Raw genomic sequence first — 23,892 nt, 5'->3', positions numbered from 1 at the left:
GTTACCGCTGGCTCAACTCGTCATGGTGACACGCGCGATCTGCGCCTGGTATCCACCGTTCGGCGCTGCCGGCAGCGAGGTGATCCACACCATGAGATAGGGGCTCGACTGCGGATCGGCGATGGTCAGCGTCGTCGACGTCTGGTCCACACTGCCCTGTGCCACCGGCGTGGTCTGCCCGAGGGTGGTGGGTGTCGCGGTGGGCGAGGTTCGCAACTCGACGGTGAAACCGGGTGTGGGGGAGTTGATGGTGACGGTCTTCACCGACTTGTCGCCACCCAGGTCGAACATGAGACCCAACCCGCTCTTGAGACCCGCGAAGTTGGGGGAGGAGCGGTACACATCGGTCCGCCAGGCCGGCTGTGCCCCACTGATCACGTTCGCCACGTTCGCCGCACCGTCGGCGGGCTGGGACGAGACGTCGACCACGGACACCGACTGCAGCGCGATCGGCGCACCCGCACCGGGCGCCGCGGGTGGGGCGGGCGCGGCGGGTGCGGACGTGGTGGTGGTCAGGATCGAGTCGATGTTGGTGTCCTTGCCACCCCCACCGAGCGCCCCGGAAATCCACACCACCAGCGCGATCACGACGAACAGCGCCAGCAACCCGGCACCCGCCAACAGCGCCATGTTGCGTCGGCCCTGCTCCGGTGATTCCGGCGTCGCCGGTGTGCCCATGCGTACCGGCGGGGCATCGGAGTCGATGGCGGGAAGCATGTCGGTCTTCAGATCGAGCACCGTGGCCTGGTCGAGCACATGCTGCACGGTGGCCGCGGTGCGGATGCCGCGCGAACCGTCGAGCGCCCGGGCGGCGACCGCGGAGATCTCGAACGGGATGCCGGCACGCACCTCTCGCGGTTCGATCGGCTCGCCGTCGGGTCCGGGGGACGCGATGGGCAGTCCGCCGACCGGAGTGGTGGTCTCGGCGGTGGTGATCAGGCGGGATCCGGTGGCGCCGTCGAGCGGCCACCGGGCGAGCAGCAGCGCGTAGAGCACGGCGCCGAGCCCGCGGACGTCCGACGACTTGTCGTCGCCGGCGAGCGTGCCGGGAAACGCGAGCACGGCGTTGCCGTCGTTGCTGACGCGGATGCGGTCGGGATGATCGATCGAGAGTGCGCCGCCGGATCGATGGGCGGCCTCGGCGGCGGCGGCCAGCGCACGCACCGCACGGGCGGCACCGATGGGCGACGGTTCGGATCGGGCGACGTCGGCGAGCGAGGATCCCTGCACCCACTCGGCCACCACGATGCCGCCGGACGAGCCGCGTACCACGTCGAGCACGCGGGCCACGCCCGACGAGGTGATCTGGCCCAGGCGCAACGTGCGGGTGAGCACGGCCTGGGGACCCTCGTCGGACAGTTTGGTGTGCTTGTGCTCGTCGCGGGTGGCGGGCGGAGCGAGTTGCTCGGCGTCGACGAACGTCAGGCCCACCTCACGGTCGAGGTTGATGTCCAGTGCCCGCCAGAACTGCAGTCCGCGGGTGCCGCCATGGTGGTCGAGCAGCCGGTAACGTCCGCCGGCCACGGCCGCACCGGGTACCAGCCGCGGACCCCGCAGGCGGGACGGGATGATCGGTTCGGCGCGATCGGGATCGGGAGCGGTCGGCGAGGGGCCCGCCGAAACCTGCTCGGAGTCAACCGGATCGGGTTCGGTGGGGGAGCCGACCGACGGCGCGGGTGTGTCCGGTTCCTCCGAGAGCGCAGCGAGCGGACCCGAATCACTCTCACTCACGCGACGGGCTCCCTTCCTCCGATAGCGAATGTCTCGCGGCTGCCCGGCCGGCGACCGTTCGGCAACGCCGTGACCGGCGGCCCCGCCGCTGTGCACTGCGTAGGACTGCCAGGTCGCGGTGCCTCGGTCGAAGCGCCGGATCACCTGTACCTGACCAGAGTACGGGAGGGGTTCGTCGCCGGTGACGCGTGGAAACTGAACCGTGATCGTGGGTGCCGATTCTGTGACATCGCTGTTCTCGGGCGGTGCCAGTGCGGGTACGAACCGACCGAGCATGCGGCGCACCGAATTCGAGATCGAGATCACATCGGGGAGGCCGGCGGCCGCCAGGCCCGCGTAGATACACCCCAAAACCACCACGGCGGTCAGCAGCAGATAGGTCAGCGAACCCAGCTTGCCGTAGCCGGTGCCGAGGAAATGCAGCCCGGACAGTTCGGCGATCGCCCACACCCCACCCGCGACACCGATGGACACCACCAGCGAAACCATGGTGGTGCGGGTGACATCGGTTTGGTGGGCGTTGCCCAGGCGCGCGCGCAACAGATAGTGGCCGACGATCGCGCCGACGAGATAGCCCAACCCGTTGGACAGCGCGAGCCACCGCACCACCAGGTCGGGGTCGGAGAACAGCACCGGCCCCAGATACGATGCGCCGACCTTGACCGCGGTGATGCCGAGCACCATCGCGGTGGGGGTCCAGGCGTCCTCGCGGGCGTAGAACACCCGCAACTGCACCAGCGTCATCGAGTAGGGGATGAGCGTGAACGCACCCCACGCCAGCACCGAACCGAGCTGCGAGGCCACCGCGGCGTCGAACTTGCCGAAGTTGAACACCGCGATGCCGATGGCCGGGCCGAAGAACGTCATGTAGGCCGCGGTCGGCACCAGCGCGATCATGGTGAGCCGGGTGGCCAGTGACAGGTCGTCGACCACCGCGCCTGTGTTGTCGGCCGCGGCGTTGCGCGACAGGCGCGGCATGATCGCGGTGAGAATGGTGACGCCCAGGACGCCGTAGGGAAGCTGGAGCAGCTGCCAGTGCGTGGCATACACGCTGATGCCCGACGCGTCGGCGTGCGCGGCGATGCGGTAGGTGACCACCAGGCCGATCTGCAGGATCGCCACGTACATCACGATCGCCGCGGCCATGTTGCCGAACCTGCGCAGGCGGGCGTCGATACCCCACTGCCAGCGCAGCGCCACCCCGGCGCGCCGCAGATAGGGCACCAGGATGGCCACCTGGATCACCACGCCGAGGGTGGTACCGATGCCGAGCACCAGCAGCTTGGGATCGCTCATCCGAACCGGGTTGAGGGTGATCTCCCCGGGCATCGCGGCGTAGAGCACCAGCGTGGCGATCTGCACGATGTTGTTCAGCACCGGCGCCCAGGCACCCGGCTTGAAGAAGCCCTTCATGTTGAGGATCGCGATGAACAGCGCGGACAGGCCGTAGAACAGGATCTCGGGAAGCAGCAGGTAGGCCAGCGCCGTGGTGAGCGGGCGGTCGACGTCGCCGTCGCCGACGTTGAGGAAGGTCAGTATCGGTGCGGCGATGAGTGCGATCACCGTCGCGGTGCCCAGCGTCACCACACTGAGGGTGAAGATGCGGTTGATGAAGCCGCGCCCGCCGTCGGGGTCCTCGGCCTCGGCGCGCACCAGCACCGGGATGACGATGGCGGTGAGGACCGCGCCGAGCACCACCTCGGCGATCATGTTCGGCAGCACGTAGGCCGCCTGGAATGCCGAGGCGATCGCCGGTCCCAGCATCGCCAGCACCAGCACGGTGCGGATGAAGCCGGTGATGCGGCTGGTCAGCGTGGCGAGCGCGATCGACCCGGAGGTGCGCAGAATGCTGGCGTCGGAGTCGCGGGACAGCCCCGTGGACGACTCGTCGGACACCCCGATGTTCTCGGCGGTGGTTTCCAGCACGCTCGGAACGGCACGGGCGCCGTCGGCCGCGGGCCGCCGATCACGGGTCGGCGACCGGGTGGGCGCGCCGGGTGGCACCCGCCGGCCCGACGGTTCACGGGCCGGCACGCCGCGGGTCGACGGTTGGCGGGGCGGTACACCGCGGGTCGACGGTTCACGGGGCGGTACGCGGCGCGGCGCGGCCCGGCGCGGCGGTTCGTCGCGTGGTCCTCGATCGCTCATGCCCCGGTCCTGTCGGTTCCTGTGGTGTTGTCGGTTGCTGTGGTGTTGTCGGTTGCTGGGGTGTTGTCGGTTGCCGGGGTGTCGGCGCCGGTGGGATCGGACGCCTCGGCGGGTGGCCGCTGCCGCGGCGGATGATCCTCGAAGGGACCTTCTTGTTGGAGGGTACGGCGCCGCTGCTGGTAGGTGCTCGACGCCAGCAGCCGCTCCACCTCGTCGGGTTCGGGCCGGTCCGCGTCGGCGGGGTCGGGCTCACCGCGGAAACGGTGCCAGAGGCGTCGGGCGGTGAGCAGCACGAGGATCACCCCGGCCACGAGCGTGATGATGAACAGCGGTTTGCCGTAGGCATTGGAGTACACCGACAGCGTGATCGGCGACCCGAGGTCGATGCCGGTCGCGGTGGCCAGCGTGATGTGCACCGACGTCGACTCCGACGACTGTGCGTGCGTGGGCAACTGGATCTGTCGGGTCCCGCGGGCCGGGATCTCCACCACCCCGACATCGCCGATGGACAGGTCCGACGGGGCGGTGCTGGAGATGCGTACCCGCACCGGCAGGGAGAGGTCGTTGCGCACCACCAGCAGCAGGGGACTGCGTTCGGACGCCAGCGTGTAACGCCCACCGGGATCGAGAATCGACACCTCCGACCGCATCCGTTCCAGCGTGGACTCCACCGCCGACACCCGTTGTTGGCGTTGCGCAGCGGCGGCCGCCCGCGTCGCGTCGTCGTTCTGGTCGGGCAGGCGGATCGCGCGCAGCAGATCCTCACGGAGCGGTGCCAGGTACCGCTCGGGTGTGGCGTCGGTGTCGGCGGAATCGACGAGCGACCCCTGCAGCCGCCAGCTCAGTTCGGCCGCCCCGCGGATGCGGTCGGCCAGCGCGGTCGGCAGATTCGGGCCGAGATCGGTGACCGGTCCCACCCCGGGCGGGTCGATCAGCCGAGCCGGGGCCCCGGGTGTGGTGAGTGCGGCGGTGACCGCCGACACCGGCGTGGCGACCGCCGCCTTGGACCCGAGTAACACCGTGGCCGTGTCGAAGACGGCGGCAGCGTCGTCGGCGGTCGGTGACCAGTAGGTCGGCGGCATGATCACCTGCGCGCGTCCCGTGGTACCGCCCGATTCGGCGCCGGCTGTCGAGTCGGGGCTGGTGCCGATCGACGCGTACGCCAGAGCGCCGAGCGCGGCCTGGCGCCTGCTCACCGGCGACTCGGCCGCGAGATCGACCCGTTGGTCGGGTGGGGTCAGACCGGGAACCACGGGCCGGGTGCCGAGGGCACCGAATGCCTCGGTGACCGGTTCGTCGAAGGTCTGCGCCGACAATGCGCCCACCCGGTAGGCACCCGATGCCGCCGGGGACCCGACGGGCCCCACCGTCGTGGCCGCGGCCAGCACGGACGTGTGGCCCGACGACTGCAGCACCGCCGCACCGGAGCGGTCGAGTGCGCCCAGCGGCGGGATGGTGAGCCCCCGCTGGCTGCGGATGCCGAGGATCGCGTCCACCACGTCGGCGGGCGAATCGAGGGCCGCGGCGGTGAGGCCGGCACTGTCCACCTGGTGCAGCGAGGTGAGATCTGCCTGACCGAACGGCAGCGCCACCACGCACATCCGCTGGGCCACCGCCTGCAGCTCCGTGAGCCATGCTGCTGCGGCGTCCTGCCCGGTACCCGGAACCGTGCGGGCGGTGGGATCGGCCGGATCGGTGGTCACCACATAGCCGAGCGACATCGCCCGGACGGTCACCAGCAGGTCCGGGTCGACGGCCAGGCAGATGCTGCGCTGCAGGTCCGACGGTGGGGCGGGCGCGGCGGCATTCGGCGTCGGGGACGTGTCGGGGGAGGGGGTCGACGAGCCGTCGTCGGGTCCGGGGGTTTCGCTCGTGGGGGTTGATCCCGCGTCCTGGTCGCCGAACCCGCGCACGGTGTCGAGTAGGTTGTGCAGCCGCCCGGACTGCAGCGACCGCGCCATGTCCTCGCTGATCAGCCGTACCGGCTCGGTCTGGGCACCCAGTCCGCCCGGCGCCAGCTGGGGGGGAGCGGCCAGTGGCCACAGCATCGTCAGGCGTGAGGGCGACGAGGTGTCGGCCGAGATCGATCCGTCCGCGCCCAACCCCGTGACCGGCGATCCGTCGCCGGCGCCCGGCGCCGTCGGAGCGCCGTCGGAGGTGGCGGCGTACTCGGCGGCGCGGTCCGCGTTCGGCGGCAGCGACAGTACGGGGAGCAGCGTGCGGGACCCGGCCACCTGGGCCATCGAGCCGTAGTCGGGTACCGCGTTGATGTTGACCTGCAGCGGGTACACGCCGGTGCGTGCGAGCTGCAGTCCGCCGTCACCCGACAACGGCATCCGGATCGAGAAGGACACCTGCGCGCCCGGCTTCAGTTCGTCGACGACGGAACGGAACGGACTCGCCACCGCGATCGGCGGATGCGCGATCGCCAGACTGGTGCGCAGACCCGCGGCGCTGGTCACCGCGTTGCCGCGCTCGAGGCGCAGCGTCAGGTCGCGCAGCGTGCGCGAACTGGTGTTGCGGATGTGGCCGTCGATGGTCAGATCCGGACCCGACGTGGTGGTCACCATCGTCGGGGTGAGTGTGTCGACGGATACGACGGCGAAACGCTCGCCGCTGCCGGCCGACACCGTGTCGCCGGGGGCCGCGGCCGCGGGGGCTGCGAGAAATGCAATCAGTGCCAGCGTCCCGAGGAGTGCGAGGAGGGGATGCAGCGGCAGTGCGAGATGGGGTCGCAGCGCGTCACGCATCCCCGGACGCCGGACGTCGCGGTCGCCTGCGGCGCCGTCGCGAGCGCCCCGCCGGAGGAACGTCGGCGCGACGCGTGACCTCCGTGCGGTGCTGATACTCGGTGCGACGCTGATTGCGTGCGGCTGCGGCTCTCTCATAGGCGTTGGGTTCGGTGCGGCTGCTCTCGGCCTCGGATTGGGCCAACCGCTGGGGGTCGGCGGCGAGATCGACGATGACGCCGCGCGCCATCCTGGCGAGTCGCCGCTCGTCAGAGTACGTCAGCCGCCGCGGCAGCTCGTGCAACGGCACCCACGCCACCTCGCTGACCTCGTAGTCCTCGGCGGACAGTTCGCCCCCGGTGCTGCGCAGCAGGTAGTGATGCACCGTTTTGTGAATGCGCCGGCCCTCGCTGACGAACCAGTAGTCGATCTTGCCGAGCGGCGCCACCACCGTGCCCTGGATGCCGGTTTCCTCCGCGACCTCACGGATCGCGGTCTGCTCGGCGGTCTCGCCGGTCTCGATGTGGCCCTTGGGCAGCGACCACATCAGCCGACCACGCCGGTCGGTGCGCCCGATCAGCGCCGCCGACAACTCGTCGACGGGCAGGTCGAGGTCGGAGATCACCAGTCCGCCCGCCGAGGTCTCCCGCACCGTTTGCAGTCGGTCGCCGTTGTGCTCACCGCGCCCCGGGCGTCGCCTGCTGCGATTCTGGGTGGGCTTCGCCCCGCCGCCGGTGCTCGCGTGGGAGAGCCCCGTCTTGGTGATCTTGGCCGAGACCACCGCCAGATCCGACGGTTTGGGCGGGGTCACCTTGGCGTGGGCGCCCTCGATGGACGTCTCCCCGTCGCAGTCGGCGGGATCATCCACGCAATCGGCCATGCCCGCCTCGGTGCGTTTACCGCGCGCGCTGGCCCTGGCCAGATCTGCGGGTGAGGGCGGGTGGCGGCTCTTGTCCCCGCCGGCGGAAGACCCGGGCGCGTCGGGGTTCTGGTGACGGTCGGTGCGGGTGTCGGCGTTGTTGCCCGCCCGTTTGCGTTTGTCCTGGCCACGCCTGCGTCGCCGCCCGCGCCGTCGGGGACGCGGCGTGCTCGGCCCTGCATCGGAGCCACCCGTCGAGACGTCACCGGAGACGTCCGAGGGGTTGGTCGATGAGTCGGCGGGCACAATCTCGATGCTAGCTGCTGGTCACCTTGCGTTTGCCCAGTGCCGTAGGCTGGCGAGCCGTGACCGACCCGACATCAGCCGATCAGCGGATCGAGCGCCGTACCCGGCTGCTCGCCGCGGCGGCGGTGTCGCTGCAAGCGCTCTCCGACATCCTGGTTCCGTTGGGTACCCGATTCGCCGCCGCCGGGCACGAACTCCACCTGGTGGGCGGGTCGGTGCGCGACGCGGTGCTCGGTCGTCTGGGCAACGACCTCGACTTCACCACCGACGCCCGTCCCGATGCCATCACGGCACTGCTGGCCGGGTGGGCCGACGCCGTGTGGGACACCGGCATCGAATTCGGCACCGTGAGCGCACGCCGCGGCGACATGATGATCGAGATCACCACCTACCGCGCCGACACCTACGACCGGGTGGGCCGCAACCCGCAGGTCACCTTCGGTGATTCCCTCGACGGCGACCTGGTGCGACGCGACTTCACCATCAACGCCATGTCGGTGGCCATCGGCCCCGACGGACCCGCCGACTTCCACGATCCGCTCGACGGGATGAGCGCGTTGCTGGCCGGGATCATCGACACACCCGCCACGCCGCAGGAATCCTTCGACGACGATCCGCTGCGCATGCTGCGGGCGGTGCGTTTCGTCTCCCAGCTGGGGTTTTCGCCGGCCCCGCGGGTGTTCGACGCGATCGCGGAGATGAGCGGGCAGATCGAGCGCATCACGCCCGAACGGGTGCGCACCGAACTCGACAAGACGATCCTCGGTGACCACCCGATCGAGGCGATCGACGTGATGGTGGAGACCGGGCTCGCGCAGCGGGTGCTGCCCGAGGTGCCGGGGATGAAACTCACCATCGACGAGCATCACCAGCACAAGGACGTCTACCAGCATTCGCTGACGGTGCTGGCGCAGGCGATCGACCTCGAGGAGGGTGACCCCGACCTGGTGCTGAGGTGGGCGGCCCTGCTCCACGACATCGGCAAACCGGCCACCCGCCGCCACGAGCCCGACGGCGGCGTGAGTTTTCATCACCACGAGGTGGTGGGCGCCAAGATGGTGCGCAAGCGGTTGCGGGCGCTGAAGTATCCGAAGGCGGTGACCGAGGACATCGCCACGCTGGTCTTCTTACATCTGCGGTTCCACGGGTACGGGGAGGGCCGGTGGACGGATTCGGCGGTACGCCGCTACGTGAACGACGCCGGGCCGCTGCTCGACCGACTCAACAAGCTGGTGCGCGCGGACTGCACCACGCGTAACAAGCGGCGCGCGCGTCGGCTGCAGCAGGACTACGACCATCTCGAGCAGCGCATCGCGCACCTGCAGGCGGCCGAGGATCTGCAGAGGGTGCGACCCGACATCGACGGCAACGAGATCATGGAGTTGCTCGACGTGCCGCCCGGGCCGGTGGTGGGTCAGGCGTGGCGGTATCTCAAGGAGTTGCGTCTCGACCGCGGCCCGCTGTCGCACGAGGAGGCCGTCGACGCGCTGCGCGAGTGGTGGGCGCAGCGCGGCGATCAGTGAGCCGTCGGCGCCAGGATGCGGGTGGCCCGCGGTACCACGTCGAACACCGCGGGCAGCGTGCCGAGCAGATCACCGTCGAGTGACACCTCGGCCGGCGGGTCGCCGTAGAGTTCCACCTCCCGGCCGCGCAGGGTGCGCACCATCGGGAGATCGGAGTGCTTTCCCGCGCGGAGCCGGGCCAGCGCCCGGGCGAAGGCGAAACGGGCGAAGTGCCGGGGACGCAGCGCCACGGTGATCTCGAAGAGGCCGTCGTCCATGCGGGCGTCCGGGGCGATCGGTAGTCCGCCGCCGTAGGAGGTGGTGTTGGCGATCGCGGTGAACGCCACGTCTTCCTCGAGTTCGGCGTCGTCCACACGCACCTGGTAGTGGTGGTTGTTGAGTGCGGGCAGCTGCCGCAGTGCGGCCACCGTGTAGCGGGATTGTCCACTGGGCCAAGACATTTCCCCGGCGCGGGCAGCCACTGCGGCGTCGAATCCGGTGGCGGCGATGGTGGCGAACACGGCGGTGGTGCCGTCGGCGAAGGTGGCGCGGCCCAGATCGAGGAAGCGGCACCGTCCGGCGAGGATGATGTCGATCGCGCCGTCGACGTCGTCGAGCGGGATGCCGAGATTGCGCGCGGTGTCGTTGCCGCTGCCGGCGGGGATCAATCCGATCGGGGTGCCGGTGCCCATCGCCGCTTCGAGTACCACGCGCAACGTGCCGTCACCGCCGATCACCGCGAGCGCATCGGTGTCGGTACGCGCGGCCTTACCCGCCAGATCTGCGGTGGCGTCACTGGTCTCGCCCATCAGGAGCTCGAAGCTCACACCGCGTGCGGTGAGCGCGTGGGCCGTCTGGGCCGCGATGCGCCGCCCCGCGCCGTGCCGTGAGGTCGGATTCGCGATGACGGTGACATGCGAGAAATCGGACATGGGATCAGTAGCCCATCGTGCGCAGGGCGTCGGCGAGGTCGTCGAGTTGCCCACGTGTCACGTCGAGGTGCGGACTGATCCGCAGGACGGGTTCGTCACCGGCGAGTGGGGCGCGCCAGGAGTCGGCGGCGGTCACCAGGATGCCGATGTCGAAGAGTTTGTCGCGCGCCGCGTGGACGTCGGCGGACTGCCATCCGGGCGGCGGCGCCAGGGTGACGAGTGCGGACGGTTCGTCGATCGGCTCGCGGACCTCCCAGCTCCCGATGCCGTCGAGGCGTTCGCGAACCGCGCGGCCGATGGCGGCGAGTTCGCGGAACACCCGTTGCTGCCCGGTCTGCAGGATCTCCGACACCGCCACCCCGAGTCCGAGCCGCCCGGCGACGAATGCCTCGGAACTGTCGATGTCCACGTGGCGCAGCGCGTCGCGGCGGACCGCGACGAATCCCACGCCGCGCGGACCGGTCAGCCATTTGCGGCTGGTTCCGTAGACGACGTCGGCCCCGGTCACGGTGGGTACGTGGCCGGCGGACTGGGCCATGTCGACCACCACCGGCACTCCCGCGGCGTGGGCGATCTCCACGATGCGGGTGACCGGCTGCACCGCACCCGACATCGACCCGATCTGGCACACGTGGATGAAGTCGGGCTGCTCGAACTGCAGCATGTTCTCCAGTGCGTCGGTGTCGACGTGGCCGTACACGTCGCCGTCGGGCATCGCGCGCACCCCGTATCCGCGGCGTTCGAACTCCACCAGGTTCGGACCGAACTCGTTCTTGGCCACCCACACCGTCGACGACACCGGCAGGCTCCAGTGGGTCAGCAGCGCGCGCAGGGCCGCCCGCGCGCTCTCCCGGAAGGAGAGTTCGTCGCTGGTGTGGCCGATGAGTTGGGCCAGATCGCGTTTGTCGCGGGTGATCTCGGCGGCCCGGTCGTCGGCGGCGACATACGATCCGCGTTCGGCCTCGCGCCACAGGTGCGCGGAGATGGTGCCGATCACGGCGTTCGACGACCGCCCGGCCGACGCCGAGTCGAGGTGGGTGACGGCCGGGTTGATGCGCGCCCGGTGAAACTGCTCGCCGAGGTCACTCACATACATAGGGCAAAACCTACCGCGATCGGGAACCCCGGGAGTGCCCGGATGCGTCTGACCGACATGGATTTGATGATCGAGTATGTGTTCGGCACGGGCGACGGATCGTTGAGCCGCTGGTCGAGCGTGGCCGATGTCGACGTCGACGGTGACGGCACGTTCGACGGTGTGCGTCTCGACTTCGACGGCGACGGGATCACCGACGACGTGCTCTGGGATTCCGACGGCGACGCGATCGCCGACGTGGTGGCCCTCGACGTGGACGACGACGGGGCGGGCGACCACTACTACCGCGATTCGGGCCGCGGCGTATGGGATGTGGCGCTCGACCCCGGGTCACCGGGTCCCGACAGGCCGGGTTCGGGGCGCGGACTCCCGGCACCCCAGACCCCTGGACCCCAGACGCCGCCTGCCGAGCGGCACCAACGTGTCGACACCGACGGTGACGGCCGCGTGGACGCGGAGATGGTGGGCACCGCCGACACCGCGCGTGCCCGGCGTCTGTACCTCGACACCGATGGCGACGGCGTCCTCGACACCGTCCTCGTCGACCGGGACGGCGACGGAGACGCCGACGTCGGCTACGACGCCGATGCCCCGGAGTTCCGGCGATGATCGTCGTGCGCGAGAGCGTCCGATCCGGTCGGGTGCGGCGCCGGATGCGCGCCGCGGTAGTGCGGGTGATCGCGGTGCGGCGGCGTGTGCAGCAGACGCACCACCAGCACGCCGACCAGGTAGATTCCCACCCCCACACCGACCAGTGCGGCGGAGCGGCCGTCGGGAGCGATCACGAATGCCGCGATGGCGACGGCGCCCACGTAGGCGATGTTGAACACCGCGTCCTGCACCGAGAACACCTGCCCGCGCACCTCGTCGGCGATGTCGACCTGCATCGCGGCGTCGCCGCACAGCTTGGTGACCTGCCCGATGAGTCCCAGCACGAATGCCGCCGCACAGAACACCGGCATGGAGAACGACAGCAGCGTCAGCTCGGCGACGGCACCCACCGACAGCGCGGCGATCAGCGTCGGGCGTCGGCCGATGCGGTCCACGGCGACCGGAGTGACGAACGCGGCGAGCAACGCGCCCGCGGCGGTGAAACCGATGACCATGCTCACCCGGTCGAGTCCGTCGCCGGAACCCGAATGCCGCGCCCACACGAGAATCATCAGGGTGTTCAGGCCGAACACCAGGCGGTGCGCGCCGATGGCGCTCAGCGCCGCCGCCACCGGGCGGCACCGGGCCACCGCGCGCGCCCCGTGCAGCAGTCCCACCGCCACCGCGTGGGCCGCCGACCGTCCCGGGTCGTCGGGATGATCGGGACCCAGTTGCAGCCGCGCGAAGCGGTGGGCGAGAGCCGCTGCGATCACCGCGAACGCAATCCCGGCGAGCATCGTGATGGCGCTGCCGTTGTTGTCGGAGCCCACCATCCCGCGCACTCCCACCGCCAGCACGGCGCCCAGCGAGAGCATGGCGCCGCCCAGGGTGGTGAACAACGCATTGGTCGCCACGATGACGTCACGTTCGGCCACGTGGGGCAGCGCCGCGGACAGGCCCGACGAGACGAAACGACTGGCCCCGGTCACCGCGAGCGCGCCGAACAGCACCACCATGTCGGGTGCGCCGCGGGCGATCGCCAGCGCCACCACACCGATGAGGAGACCACGAATCAGGTTGGCGTACAGCAGAACAGCCCGCCGATCCCAATGATCGAGGAGTGCGCCGGCGAACGGCCCGATCAGCGAGTAGGGCAGCAGCAGCACCGCGATTCCGCCGGCCACCGCCACCGGATCGGCGTGGCGTTCGGGATTGAACAGCACGCCACCGACGAGGGCGGCCTGAAAGATGCCGTCGGTGAGCTGGCTGGCGAGCCGTACTGCCAGCAGCCGCGGCAGACCGGGCGAATTGCGCAGCGACGAGACGAATACCCGCCACCGGCCATCCGTCTCCGGATCGGCTTCGGTCGAACGGGAGGTCACCGGATAAGAGTACCGACGGGGACGGCTCGGCATGCGATGATGGTCTTTGTGGGCGGCGGTGACAGCGCAGACGAATTTCCCCCGGACACCCCCGAGGGGCCGGGCGAGAATCCTGGCGCGTCCGGATCGGCCCGCGACATCGAGTCGGCGAACCGGGTGCGCCCGGGCACGTTGCTGATCGCGTCCACCGATCTCGACGAACCCACCTTCGCGCGGACGGTGATCTACGTCATCGAGCACAACGATGCGGGCAGCCTCGGCGTGATCCTCAACCGGATGAGCCAGACCGCGGTGCATAACCTGCTGCCGCAGTGGACCGACCTGTCGGCCACGCCGCAGGCGCTGTTCATCGGCGGGCCGGTGAAGCAGGATGCGGCGCTGTGTCTCGGCGTGATGCGCCACGGTGTGGACAGCGAACCGTTCAGCGCGCTGCGTCCGGTGTCGGGCCGGGTGGTGCTCGTCGACCTCGACGGCGACCCCGACGAACTCGCCGAGGTTCTCGAGGGTGTGCGCGTCTACGCCGGATATTCGGGATGGGGGATCGGGCAGCTCGACGCCGAACTCGAACAGGACAGCTGGCTGCTCGCGTCGGCACTGCCGCGTGACCTGCTGGCACCCGCCACCCGCGATGTGTGGTCGGATGTGCTGCGCCGCCAACCGTGGCCGATGCCGCTGCTGGCCACCCACCCGATCGACGTCAGCCAGAACTGACGTCGGCCAGGACCGACGTCGGCCAGGACCGGCGTCAGCCAGGACCGAGGTCGGCCAGAACCGGGGACGCCCACTTCTGTCCCGCACACCCGATACCGTGGTGTCGGTGAACCACATCGCCGACTGGTTGATCGACCAGGTCAGGTCGGTGCCGGTGTGGGCGGTGTACCTGATAGCCGGGGGAGCGGTGTTCCTCGAGACGGCGGTGGTGTTTGCCGGACTCATCATGCCCAGCGAGGCACTCTTGCTCGCGGCAGGTGTGGCCGCGGCGGTCGGGCCGGCCAACATCGGAGTGCTCATCGCGGTGACGTGCGTGTGCGCGGTTGCCGGTGACGCGGCGGGTTTCCTGTTCGGGAAGGTGGGCGGACCGCGCCTGATGGAATCGTCGCTGGGGCGTCGCTTCGGCGAAGACCGGTGGGAGCGGGCGCGGGGCCGGGTCGAGGAAAGTGTCCTGATGGTCGCGGCGGGCCGATGGGTGGGCTATGTGCGGACCATCATGCCCCGCATCGCGGGCATGTCCGGGATGGGATTCACACGGTTCGGGGTGGCCGACGCGATAGGCGCGGTCAGCTGGGCGACCGCCGTCCTACTGGTCGGCTATTTCGCGGGGGCAGCCATCGGAGCGTCGGTGCTGGCCTACGTGGTGGTGGCCATCGTGGTGCTCGTCGTCGGCTGGTACGGAGTGCGCTGGTGGCGGCGACGGAGATCGGCTGGGTAGACCCGGCGGGTGAATGCCGGGATCGTCAGGCCGGGGTCAGGCCTGGGTTCGGCGTTCGAGCCCGCTCGGTGCGTCGTCGGCGGAGCAGATGCCGCGCAGCGTGCACGACGCGCAACTGTCGGTGCCGCAGTCCGATGCGGGCGTCGGAGCCTGCGAGTCCGCGCGTGAGGTGCCGGCGGGGTGATCGATGCCCGCGGGGTCGATGCCTGCGCCGGCGACGCCGCCGTGGTCGTCCCCCGAACAGCAGCCGCAGCCGTCGTCGCCGCCCGGATCGGGTACCGAGTCGGCCGCATGCACGGCGTAGCCGCTCACCGCTCCCACCAGCACCACACCGGCGAACAACGCGGCCAGGCCGAAGACGATCGACCATCCGCTGTCGACCACGAGCGTCAGGATGCCGCCGGCGGCGAGGATCACCGCGGCACCCAGGGTTCCCGGCGCGGCCACACGGTTGGCCACCCGGAACGCGTCGGCCGAGCGCATGGTGGAATCGGCGCGCACCCCGAACCACCGGTTACGCCCAAGCGCACCGCGCAGCCCGAGCACACCGACCACCGCCCAGAGTGCGGCAAGCACAAAGGCGCAGATCGCCACGACGATCGACACGACACTCACCCGATCACCATACGAGGGCCCGCACGTGACGTCGATTTCGGTGGCCCGATCGCACGAATTACCCTGGTGGCGTGAGTACTGCCGACGTTTCCTCGACCACCCCCGCCGACGCCGACGGCTCCGCCGCGACGACGCCCGGACACCGGTACACCGCAGAACTGGCCGGCGAGATCGAGGCGCGCTGGCAGCGGGAGTGGGCGGACCGCCACGCCTACGAGGCCCCCAACCCGGTGGGCCCGTTGGCCGGCGACATGAGTGCCTTCGACGGCAGCGGACCCGACGCACCCGACAAGCTGTTCGTGCAGGACATGTTCCCGTACCCGTCGGGCGCCGGACTGCACGTCGGGCATCCCCTCGGTTTCATCGCGAGCGACGTCTTCGCCCGATACCAGCGCATGATCGGCAAGAATGTCCTGCACACCATGGGCTTCGATTCATTCGGGCTGCCCGCCGAGCAGTACGCGGTGCAGACCGGCACGCACCCGCGCACCACCACCGAAGCCAACATCTCCCGGTATCTCGGCCAGATCCGGCGCCTGGGCCTCGGCCACGACGAGCGGCGACGGGTGGCCACCACCGACGTCTCGTTCTATCGGTGGACGCAGTGGATCTTCCTGCAGATCTACAACGCCTGGTACGACGAGGACGCGGGCCGCGCGCGCCGCGTCGACGAGCTCATCGCCGAATTCGATTCCGGCGCAAGGCCACTCGACGACGGGCGAGTGTGGGCTGAGCTGTCGACGACGGATCGGGCAGCCGTCGTCGACTCCTATCGGCTTGTCTACCTGAGTGATTCGCTGGTCAACTGGTGCCCCGGACTGGGCACGGTGCTGGCCAACGAGGAGGTCACCGCCGACGGGCGCAGCGACCGCGGCAACTTTCCCGTCTTCCGTAAGCACCTGCGGCAGTGGATGATGCGCATCACCGCCTACTCCGACCGGTTACTCGACGACCTCGATCTGCTGGATTGGCCGGAGAAGGTCAAGACCATGCAGCGCAACTGGATCGGTCGCTCCCGCGGCGCGCAGGTGGGGTTCCCGGTACCCGGTATTCCCGGCGCCGGGAGTGCAGCGAGCGGTCCGGAATCGGGCGCCGACGCGGTGATCGACGTCTTCACCACGCGCCCGGACACCCTGTTCGGCGCCACCTACATGGTGCTCGCCCCCGAGCATCCGCTGGTCGACCGTCTCACCGCCGCGCAGTGGCCGGCGGGCACCGACGAGCGGTGGACCGGGGCGGCGGCGAGTCCGGCCGAGGCCATCGCCGCCTACCGCGCGTCGATCGCGGCCAAGTCGGATCTCGAACGGCAGGAGAACAAGGAGAAGACCGGTGTGTTCACCGGCACCTTCGCCACCAATCCGGTCAACGGCGAGGCCGTTCCGGTGTTCATCGCCGACTACGTGCTGATGGGGTACGGCACCGGCGCCATCATGGCGGTGCCCGCCCACGACACCCGCGACCACGAGTTCGCCTCGGCCTTCGGCCTGCCGATCGTCGAGGTGATCGGCTCCGCCGACGGCGTGGCCGACAAGGCGTACGTCGGTGACGGTCCCGCCGTGAACTCGGGGTTCCTCGACGGGATGCGGGTGGATGAGGCGAAGGCCGCGATCATCGAGTGGCTCGAGCAGCACGGCGCGGGCCACGGCACCGTGCAGTACAAGTTGCGGGACTGGCTGTTCGCGCGGCAACGCTACTGGGGCGAACCGTTCCCCATCGTCTACGACGAGGACGGGCACGCCCATGCGCTGCCCGAATCGATGCTCCCCATCGAGCTTCCGGAGGTCGACGACTACGCGCCGGTGTCCTTCGACCCCGACGACGCCGACAGCGAGCCGTCCCCGCCGCTGGCCAAGGCCACCGAGTGGATCACCGTCGAACTCGATCTCGGCGACGGCGTCAAGACCTATCGGCGCGACGCCAACGTGATGCCGCAGTGGGCGGGAAGCTCGTGGTACCAGTTGCGCTACATCGACCCGACCGATGAGAAGGAGTTCTGCGCCAAGGAGAACGAGGCCTACTGGATGGGTCCGCGACCGGCGTTGCACGGGGAGAACGATCCGGGTGGACTCGACCTCTACATCGGCGGCGTGGAACACGCGGTGCTGCACCTGCTGTATTCGCGGTTCTGGCACAAGGTGCTCTTCGACCTGGGCTACGTCACCAGCCGCGAGCCGTACCGAAAGCTGTTCAACCAGGGGATGATCCAGGCCTTCGCCTACACCGATTCACGCGGCATCTACGTGCCCGCCGAAGAGGTCGCCGAACGCGACGGAGGGTTCTTCTACGGCGACGAGAAGGTGACCCAGGAGTACGGCAAGATGGGCAAGTCGCTCAAGAACTCGGTGACCCCCGACGACATCGCCGCCGATTACGGTGCCGACACCTTGCGCGTGTACGAGATGTTCATGGGTCCGCTCGATCAGTCGCGGCCCTGGGCCACCAAGGATGTCGTTGGCTCGCAACGCTTTCTGCAGCGCATCTGGCGACTGGTGGTCGGCGAGGAGTCGGGCGCGGTGCGGGTCACCGACGACGCACTCGACGATGAGACGCTTCGGTTGCTGCACAAGACGATTGCCGGCGTCCGCGAGGACTTCGGCGGATTGCGCGACAACACCGCCGTGGCCAAGCTGACCGTGCTGGCCAATCACCTCACCAAGCAGTTCGAGTCCGGTGCCCCGCGCGCGGCCGTCGAACCGCTGGTGCTAATGCTGGCGCCGCTCGCCCCGCACATCGCCGAGGAACTGTGGTCGCGCCTGGGCCACGACGAACTGCTGGTGCGCGGTCCGTTCCCGGTGGCCGACGAGCAGTGGCTGGTGGAGGATTCGATCGAGATCCCCATCCAGGTGAAGGGCAAAGTGCGCAGCCGCGTGACCGTTCCCGCCGACGCCGACGAGGCCACGGTGCGCGCGGTCGCACTGGCCGACGCGAAGATCGTGGCACTCCTCGACGGCGAGCCGCGCAAGGTGATCGTCGTGCCCGGCCGCATGGTCAACGTCGTTCCCTGACGCCGGGCCGGGTGCTCGTCGGCGTCACTTGGGTGGCAGTTTGCGGGCGTGGTCGGCGCCGATGGTGACCCAGCGGCGCAGCTGGCGTTCGGTGCGGATGCCGTCGGCCGAGACGCGCAGCCACCCTCGCGCGTGTCTTCCGGACATGATCATCGGCTCGGTGTGGGCGTGTTCGAGCAGCGACTCGGTGATCTCGGCGGGAACCCGCACCATGAGTCCGCCGTGGCCGCTGGCGGCGACCGCCATGTTGCCGTTCACCAGAAACGCCAGCCCACCGAACATCGACTTCTCGCGCAGGTCCGGCTCGCTGGTGAGCAGCGCCCGGATCCGGTGTGCGAGGTCCTCGTCGTAGGCCACCTGTCGATTGTGCACCGCCGTGTGTGGAAGCCGGGGCTTGGAAAAGAACTTACTCAACAGTAAGATGTGCGCATGGCGATCAACCTGGAGCTCCCGAAGAAGTACGATTCCGCGGTCGAGCAGGCGCATCTGGCGGCCGAGCACCTCTTCCGGCCGATCTCACGCACCTACGACCTGGCTGAGCACGAGTACCCCAAGGAGCTCGACGAGCTGGGCAAACTGGCCGCGCAGGCCCGCGCGAAGGCACGTGAGGCCGACGCCGCGGACAAATCGTCGGGGCCGAAGGCGGGCGTGGTCAACGGCGCGAACATCCGCGGCGTGCTCCACGGCGTGGAGATGAGCTGGGGAGACGTCGCCCTGATGCTGTCGATCCCGCAACAGGGTCTGGGTAACGCCGCGATCGCCGCGGTGGCCAATCCCGAGCAGCTCGAGAGGTTCTCCGACGTCTGGGCGTCGATGGCGATCACCGAGCCGAGTTTCGGGTCCGATTCGGCGGCCGTGTCGACCACCGCCACCCTCGACGGCGACGAGTATGTCCTCAACGGTGAGAAGATCTTCGTCACCGCGGGCTCCCGCGCCGACCACGTCGTCGTGTGGGCCACCGTCGACAAGAGCGCCGGACGGGCCGCCATCAAGAGTTTCGTGGTCCCCATGGACACCGAGGGTGTGTCCGTGGTGCGCCTGGAACACAAGCTCGGTATCAAGGCGTCCGACACGGCCGTGCTTCGCTTCGAGAACGCCCGGGTGCCCGCCGACAACCTGCTGGGCTCCCCGGAGGTGGACACCAAGAAGGCCTTCGCCGGTGTGATGCAGACCTTCGACAATACCCGCCCGCTGGTCGCCGCGATGGCGATCGGGGTGGGTCGCGCCGCGCTCGAGGAACTGCGCAGCCTCATCGAAAGCGCCGGGCACACCATCGACTACGACCAGCCCGCGGCCGCACAGCATGCGGCGGTGGCCGACTTCATCCGACTCGAATCCGATTGGGAGGCATCCTGGTTGCTCGCCATCCGCGCGGCGTGGATGGCCGACAACAAGCAGCCGAACTCGCTGGAGGCGTCGATGTCGAAGGCCAAGGCCGGGCGCACCGTCACCGACATCACCAACAAGGCCGTCGAGATCGGTGCCACCGCAGGCTATTCCGAGACCGGACTACTGGAGAAGTGGGCCCGCGACGCCAAGATCCTCGACATCTTCGAGGGCACCCAGCAGATCCAGCAGCTGATCATCGCGCGGCGCCTGCTCGGCAAGTCGAGCGCCGACCTCAAGTAGCGGGACCCTCGATGGGTCTGCGGCCCGGGATCGGTCAGCGCAGCAGGCGATCACGCAACCGGTCCTCGTGATCGAGGCGTTGCGCGTCGCGTCGTCGGCGTTCGGCGGCGATGGCGAACAGCACATCGCTGCGTGGGGCATCCGGTGGCGGGGCGGGAGCAACGAACGGTGCGACGGCGAAGGTGAGCCGGACGGCGAGTGCGTCGCGGGACTCCGGCCGCAGGCCGGGTGCGCGTTGGCCGAATTGCCGCAGTAGCAGTCCGAGATGATCCGGCAGCGAGGCGATGTCGGCGGTGCGCGCCCACGATTCCAGCGCGGTCGGCATCGGCACCGGGTCGGTGAGTACCAGGGTGAAACGGTCGCGGATCACGTAGGTGCCCGCCACCAGGTCGCCCACACGTTTGCCCCGGCGGCTGCCCGCGGCGCACACGAGTGCGGGCACCCCGAACATCATGTAGATCTCCACCACGCCCACCAGCGCGCGGGTCAGTGCATGGCGGAAACGGATCGGCCCGGCGTCGTCGCGAACGGTCCGCAGGCCGAGCGCGTAGTGGCCCAACGTCTTTCCGTGCGTCACGGTTTCCAGGGTGGTGGGAATGGCGACCAACGCCACCATCGACGACAGCGAAAGTAATCCGTAGAGCAGCGCGGTGTCGACTCCGAACGCCAATCGGAACGACAGCCACGTCAACAGGATCAGGATCAGCACCGACACGACGACGTCGATCAGCCCCGACAAGATGCGCAGACCGAGCGAGGCCGCGGGCAGATCGAGGGCGACGGCCTCACCGGACACGAGATCGTTGCGGCCGACCCCGACCGTCGCCGACGGATACATGACGATCAGCGTAACGTCGTACGGTGCGTAGCGGTACATGCTGCTCCACGCGAATGACCCTCAGACCGTCACGACCCCTTCTGCGCGGTGCCTTGGAATCAGCTGGCGTGGTGAATGCGCACTATGTCGGTTCCCTCGTTGGTGCGAATGTAGGTGAGGTGGGCGTGGGTGTATTCGTGTGTGATCAGTGAGATTTTCAGCGCGGATTCCACCGTGGATTCGTATTCTTGTGTGAACCCATCCGGCGATCTGGGTTCATCTGGCGGGCCCTGCCACGACTGATCGGGCGGATCGTTTGTTGACGCCGGATCGTATGGTGGCAAGTCCTGCTCGTGTGGCACACCCTTCTCGGGTGGCGAATCTTGCTGTGGTGGGCCGTGGATGTCGGCTCGAACCGCATCCAACGTCTCGGCGAAGACGGTGCCGATGTCGGGGTGGCGGTTGATGTGTTCGGGGTTGGCGGGCATGCCGGGGTGGGTGTTGAGTTGCCAGGCCACGCGGCCGGTGTCGGGGCCGTCGTCGATGATGCGGGTGGTGTATTGGCCGGGGTTGGGGCCGACCATGGGATTGTGTTTGGGGCAGGCCGGTTTCAGGGAGTCGATGTCGGTGAGTCCGCCGTCGGCCCAGTCGTTGCGGGCGTGATGGATTTCCACGCGGGTGGCCGGTTGGGTGCAGTCGGGTGCCGAACACATCTCGCCGCCTTCGGAGGCGAATGACGCCAATCGTTGTCCCAGGGAGGCGAGTCGACGTGACCGTCCGAAATACAGTGGCACCGCGGTGTGGTCGGCGAACACGGCCAGGTACTGCTGTGAGCGGGCGGCCATGGTGATGACGTCGGAGATCGGTAGCAGCGCCCCGGAGGCGGTGGTACCCAGTCCGGCGTGGCGGCGGAGGTCTTTCTCGTCGATTTTGATGATCACGTGCGCGGGCAGTCCCCGGTGACTCTTGCCGAGCGTTCCGTCGGCGAGTACCGCGGTGAGCAGGGCGTGGAGCGCGTCGTGGTTGCGTTGTGCTTGTGAGCGGTTGTCGCGGCCTGCGGCGTCGGCGAGTTGGCGGGGGTCGGCATCCCCGACGGGTCCTCGTGGCGATGCGTCGTCGTCGGGATTGTTGAGGCCCGGCTTTCCCCACGCGTCGAGGACCACGTCGAACATGGCTCGGGTCTGCGGGTCGAGGTGACCGTTGAGTTTCGACATCAACTGGGTGTCTTGGCGGTTGAGCCACAGATTGCGACGGCGGGCGCGGTCGTTGTCGTCGGTGAGTTGGCCGTCGGGATCGAGGTGGGCGAGTAGCCGCGCCCCGACCTGGCTCAATTCCGACGGGCTCAGCGTCGCCGCGTAGTTGCTCATCGTCTGCTCGGCGGCGACGGTGACGTCGTGTGGCGTTGCAGCCGGGATCTTGTCGAGGACGTCGAGCACCACCAGTGCGTGGGCCATCCCGGCGCTGCCGTCGGCGCACTTCTCGGCCAACGTCGGACACGACGGTGCCAACAGTTGCCCGGTGGCCGAATGGAAGTGGGCGGTGTGTTCGAGGAGCCGTTTACGGCGAACCGGTTCGGTGATGCGCAGCGCGTGGGAGAAGAACGCGATCACACTGCGGAATCCGCGTTTGCGAGGGATATCACGATCAGAGATCTCCACCAGCGCCCGGCTGCCCACCGCCGGAATCCTGTGGTGAGCCCGTTCGAGTTCGGTGGCCGCGGAGACGAGTTCGTCGTCATTCCACGCGGTCACGTCGGTGGCGGCGATCTCATCGAGCACCGCATGCAACCGGGTGATCACCTCGGGTGTCGCCGACACATCCTCACCCCCCAACCCGTCCTCACCCCCCAACCCAAAGTATCGAACGTATGTTCTACAGTATCACACCCCGGACGTTTGCGTCGCCGACAGCGATCACCTCAGGTGCCGACCATCTCACGGGCTGGGGGCAAGGTCGTCACTCCGTCTGCCGGCGGCGGATGCTGCTCCACACGAATGACGTTCGGGCGGGAGCGATCCCTTCCGCGCGGCGACGCCGCTAGTCTGGGCGGGTGGATCTCGACGCCTACGTACGCGCCAAGTCGCCCACCTGGAATCGGCTCGACGAACTCTCGCGTCGCCGTCGACTCACCGGCGCGGAGGCCGACGAGATCCTCGACATCTACCAGCGCACCGCAACCCACCTGTCGGTGATCCGGTCCACCGCACCCGACGCCGCCCTGGTGGGGTACCTGTCGGCGCTGCTGGCCCGGGCCCGCTCACGGTCGGCGGGCACCACCGCGTCCACCTGGTCGCAGGTGGGCCGGTACCTGACTCGCACGTTTCCCGCGGCCCTCTACGCGATGCGGTGGTGGTGGGTGTCGGTGATGGCCGTGTCGGTGGGGTTCGCGGTCGCGGTCACCTGGTGGTTGCTGGCGCACCCCGACGTCGAACGCAGTCTCGGTTCGCCGGCCGAGATCAACGAGTTGGTCGACAACGACTTCGAGAGCTACTACAGCGAACATGCCGCGTCGGCGTTCGCGTTTCAGGTCTGGACGAACAACTTCCGGCTCGCGGTGCTGTGCATCGCGCTGGGGGTGTTCTGTCTGCCGGTGATCTGGATGTTGTACAGCAACATCCTCAATGTTTCGATCGTGGCGTCGATCATGATCCGGCACGGCCGCGGCGACCTGTTCTTCGGGCTCATCGCACCGCACGGCCTGCTCGAACTGACCTGTCTGTTCGTGGCCGCGGGGGTGGGTCTGCGTGTGTTCTGGGCCTGGGTGTCGCCCGGCGAGCAGACGCGCACGGAGTCGTTGGCCCGCCGCGGCCGCGAGGCGATCGCGGTGGCGCTCGGCCTGGTGGGCCTGCTGCTCATCAGCGGGCTCATCGAGGCCTTCGTGACCCCGTCGGGTCTGCCGACGTGGGCGCGGATCGCGATCGGCGTGGTGGTGTGGCTGGGATTCCTCGGTTATGTCTTCGTGCTCGGCCGCCGGGCCCATGACGACGGTGAGACCGGTGATCTCACCGAATCCGAACGCGGATACGCGGCTCTTCAAGGTTGAGCGGGCAATGCCTGGTCAGCGGACCGGCGTGTCGGTGACGTAAGGCGCCCCTGGTCTCCGGAAATCTGGATGTTGCGA

17 protein-coding genes are annotated in these 23,892 nt (G+C 69.1%); 7 read left to right on the top strand and 10 right to left on the bottom strand.

Annotated features, from left to right (window positions below; translation table 11 throughout):
• Positions 1-12: 12 nt before the first annotated feature.
• From ACWDTD_RS15205 to ACWDTD_RS15195, 3 genes are read right to left on the bottom strand one after another with little or no spacing between them, the layout of a single operon-like run.
• Positions 13-3,879 (bottom strand): lipid II flippase MurJ, encoded by a 3,867-nt coding sequence (locus tag ACWDTD_RS15205; protein WP_449747960.1) that lies wholly within the window; start codon positions 3,877-3,879, stop codon positions 13-15.
• Entirely contained in the window at positions 3,876-6,629 is a 2,754-nt protein-coding gene (locus ACWDTD_RS15200; RefSeq protein WP_449747959.1) for a DUF6049 family protein, read from the bottom strand. The genes ACWDTD_RS15205 and ACWDTD_RS15200 overlap by 4 nt, the downstream gene beginning before the upstream one ends.
• Entirely contained in the window at positions 6,622-7,773 is a 1,152-nt protein-coding gene (locus ACWDTD_RS15195; RefSeq protein WP_449747958.1) for an NUDIX hydrolase, read from the bottom strand. The genes ACWDTD_RS15200 and ACWDTD_RS15195 overlap by 8 nt, the downstream gene beginning before the upstream one ends.
• Positions 7,774-7,832: 59 nt before the next feature.
• Here ACWDTD_RS15195 and ACWDTD_RS15190 point away from each other — a divergent pair, with 59 nt between their 5' ends.
• Positions 7,833-9,296 (top strand): CCA tRNA nucleotidyltransferase, encoded by a 1,464-nt coding sequence (locus ACWDTD_RS15190; protein ID WP_449747957.1) that lies wholly within the window; start codon positions 7,833-7,835, stop codon positions 9,294-9,296.
• Here the strand turns inward: ACWDTD_RS15190 and ACWDTD_RS15185 are convergent.
• Together ACWDTD_RS15185 and ACWDTD_RS15180 are read right to left on the bottom strand one after the other, a co-directional pair.
• Positions 9,290-10,207 carry a diacylglycerol/lipid kinase family protein gene (locus ACWDTD_RS15185; RefSeq protein ID WP_449747956.1) on the bottom strand — a complete coding sequence of 306 codons (918 nt, stop codon included), beginning with the start codon at positions 10,205-10,207 and terminating at the stop codon, positions 9,290-9,292. The two genes, ACWDTD_RS15190 and ACWDTD_RS15185, sit on opposite strands and share 7 nt — an antisense overlap.
• A 4-nt stretch (positions 10,208-10,211) precedes the next feature.
• Positions 10,212-11,303 (bottom strand): aminotransferase class V-fold PLP-dependent enzyme, encoded by a 1,092-nt coding sequence (locus ACWDTD_RS15180; RefSeq protein WP_449747955.1) that lies wholly within the window; start codon positions 11,301-11,303, stop codon positions 10,212-10,214.
• 42 nt (positions 11,304-11,345) lie between these two features.
• On the opposite strand from ACWDTD_RS15180, the gene ACWDTD_RS15175 reads away from it, so the two are divergent.
• Complete coding sequence (locus tag ACWDTD_RS15175) at positions 11,346-11,912, top strand: hypothetical protein (RefSeq protein ID WP_449747954.1); 567 nt, start codon at positions 11,346-11,348, stop codon at positions 11,910-11,912.
• Here the strand turns inward: ACWDTD_RS15175 and ACWDTD_RS15170 are convergent.
• Positions 11,879-13,276 (bottom strand): MFS transporter, encoded by a 1,398-nt coding sequence (locus ACWDTD_RS15170; protein WP_449747953.1) that lies wholly within the window; start codon positions 13,274-13,276, stop codon positions 11,879-11,881. The genes ACWDTD_RS15175 and ACWDTD_RS15170 overlap by 34 nt on opposite strands.
• 36 nt (positions 13,277-13,312) lie before the next feature.
• On the opposite strand from ACWDTD_RS15170, the gene ACWDTD_RS15165 reads away from it, so the two are divergent.
• Positions 13,313-13,987 carry a YqgE/AlgH family protein gene (locus ACWDTD_RS15165; RefSeq protein ID WP_449747952.1) on the top strand — a complete coding sequence of 225 codons (675 nt, stop codon included), beginning with the start codon at positions 13,313-13,315 and terminating at the stop codon, positions 13,985-13,987.
• A 106-nt stretch (positions 13,988-14,093) separates the two neighbouring features.
• Positions 14,094-14,705 (top strand): DedA family protein, encoded by a 612-nt coding sequence (locus tag ACWDTD_RS15160; RefSeq protein WP_449747951.1) that lies wholly within the window; start codon positions 14,094-14,096, stop codon positions 14,703-14,705.
• A gap of 36 nt (positions 14,706-14,741) precedes the next feature.
• Here ACWDTD_RS15160 and ACWDTD_RS15155 read toward each other — a convergent pair whose 3' ends face one another.
• Positions 14,742-15,320, bottom strand: a complete 579-nt coding sequence (locus ACWDTD_RS15155; protein WP_449747950.1) for an SdpI family protein — start codon at positions 15,318-15,320, stop codon at positions 14,742-14,744.
• Between the two features lie 71 nt (positions 15,321-15,391).
• Between ACWDTD_RS15155 and leuS the strand changes: the two genes are divergently transcribed.
• The gene (gene leuS / locus ACWDTD_RS15150; protein ID WP_449747949.1) at positions 15,392-18,325 is read left to right on the top strand and encodes a leucine--tRNA ligase; all 2,934 of its coding nucleotides are present in this window, start codon (positions 15,392-15,394) and stop codon (positions 18,323-18,325) included.
• A gap of 24 nt (positions 18,326-18,349) precedes the next feature.
• Here leuS and ACWDTD_RS15145 read toward each other — a convergent pair whose 3' ends face one another.
• Positions 18,350-18,682, bottom strand: coding sequence for a TfoX/Sxy family protein (locus ACWDTD_RS15145; protein ID WP_449747948.1), 333 nt, complete (start codon positions 18,680-18,682; stop codon positions 18,350-18,352).
• Positions 18,683-18,754: 72 nt separating this feature from the next.
• Here ACWDTD_RS15145 and ACWDTD_RS15140 point away from each other — a divergent pair, with 72 nt between their 5' ends.
• Positions 18,755-19,954 (top strand): acyl-CoA dehydrogenase family protein, encoded by a 1,200-nt coding sequence (locus tag ACWDTD_RS15140; protein WP_449747947.1) that lies wholly within the window; start codon positions 18,755-18,757, stop codon positions 19,952-19,954.
• A 34-nt stretch (positions 19,955-19,988) separates the two neighbouring features.
• On the opposite strand, the gene ACWDTD_RS15135 is transcribed toward ACWDTD_RS15140, so the two are convergent.
• The gene (locus ACWDTD_RS15135; protein WP_449747946.1) at positions 19,989-20,831 is read right to left on the bottom strand and encodes an RDD family protein; all 843 of its coding nucleotides are present in this window, start codon (positions 20,829-20,831) and stop codon (positions 19,989-19,991) included.
• Positions 20,832-20,890: 59 nt separating this feature from the next.
• Positions 20,891-22,588, bottom strand: a complete 1,698-nt coding sequence (locus ACWDTD_RS15130) for a DUF222 domain-containing protein (RefSeq protein ID WP_449747945.1) — start codon at positions 22,586-22,588, stop codon at positions 20,891-20,893.
• Between the two features lie 233 nt (positions 22,589-22,821).
• Here ACWDTD_RS15130 and ACWDTD_RS15125 point away from each other — a divergent pair, with 233 nt between their 5' ends.
• Positions 22,822-23,814, top strand: a complete 993-nt coding sequence (locus tag ACWDTD_RS15125) for a stage II sporulation protein M (RefSeq protein ID WP_449747944.1) — start codon at positions 22,822-22,824, stop codon at positions 23,812-23,814.
• Positions 23,815-23,892: the final 78 nt, after the last annotated feature.

The organism is Gordonia sp. NPDC003425, from assembly GCF_053588635.1.
This window is presented reverse-complemented; position numbering and strand designations above follow the sequence as displayed.

What these genes read in the sequence shown, in the direction of transcription:
- ACWDTD_RS15175 (WP_449747954.1), top strand. Translation starts at nt 11,346, where the DNA reads ATGCGTCTGACCGACATGGATTTGATGATCGAGTATGTGTTCGGCACG.
- ACWDTD_RS15140 (WP_449747947.1), top strand. Translation starts at nt 18,755, where the DNA reads ATGGCGATCAACCTGGAGCTCCCGAAGAAGTACGATTCCGCGGTCGAG.
- ACWDTD_RS15205 (WP_449747960.1), bottom strand. Translation starts at nt 3,879, where the DNA reads ATGAGCGATCGAGGACCACGCGACGAACCGCCGCGCCGGGCCGCGCCG.
- ACWDTD_RS15185 (WP_449747956.1), bottom strand. Translation starts at nt 10,207, where the DNA reads ATGTCCGATTTCTCGCATGTCACCGTCATCGCGAATCCGACCTCACGG.
- ACWDTD_RS15180 (WP_449747955.1), bottom strand. Translation starts at nt 11,303, where the DNA reads ATGTATGTGAGTGACCTCGGCGAGCAGTTTCACCGGGCGCGCATCAAC.
- ACWDTD_RS15165 (WP_449747952.1), top strand. Translation starts at nt 13,313, where the DNA reads ATGATGGTCTTTGTGGGCGGCGGTGACAGCGCAGACGAATTTCCCCCG.
- ACWDTD_RS15200 (WP_449747959.1), bottom strand. Translation starts at nt 6,629, where the DNA reads ATGCGTGACGCGCTGCGACCCCATCTCGCACTGCCGCTGCATCCCCTC.
- ACWDTD_RS15135 (WP_449747946.1), bottom strand. Translation starts at nt 20,831, where the DNA reads ATGTACCGCTACGCACCGTACGACGTTACGCTGATCGTCATGTATCCG.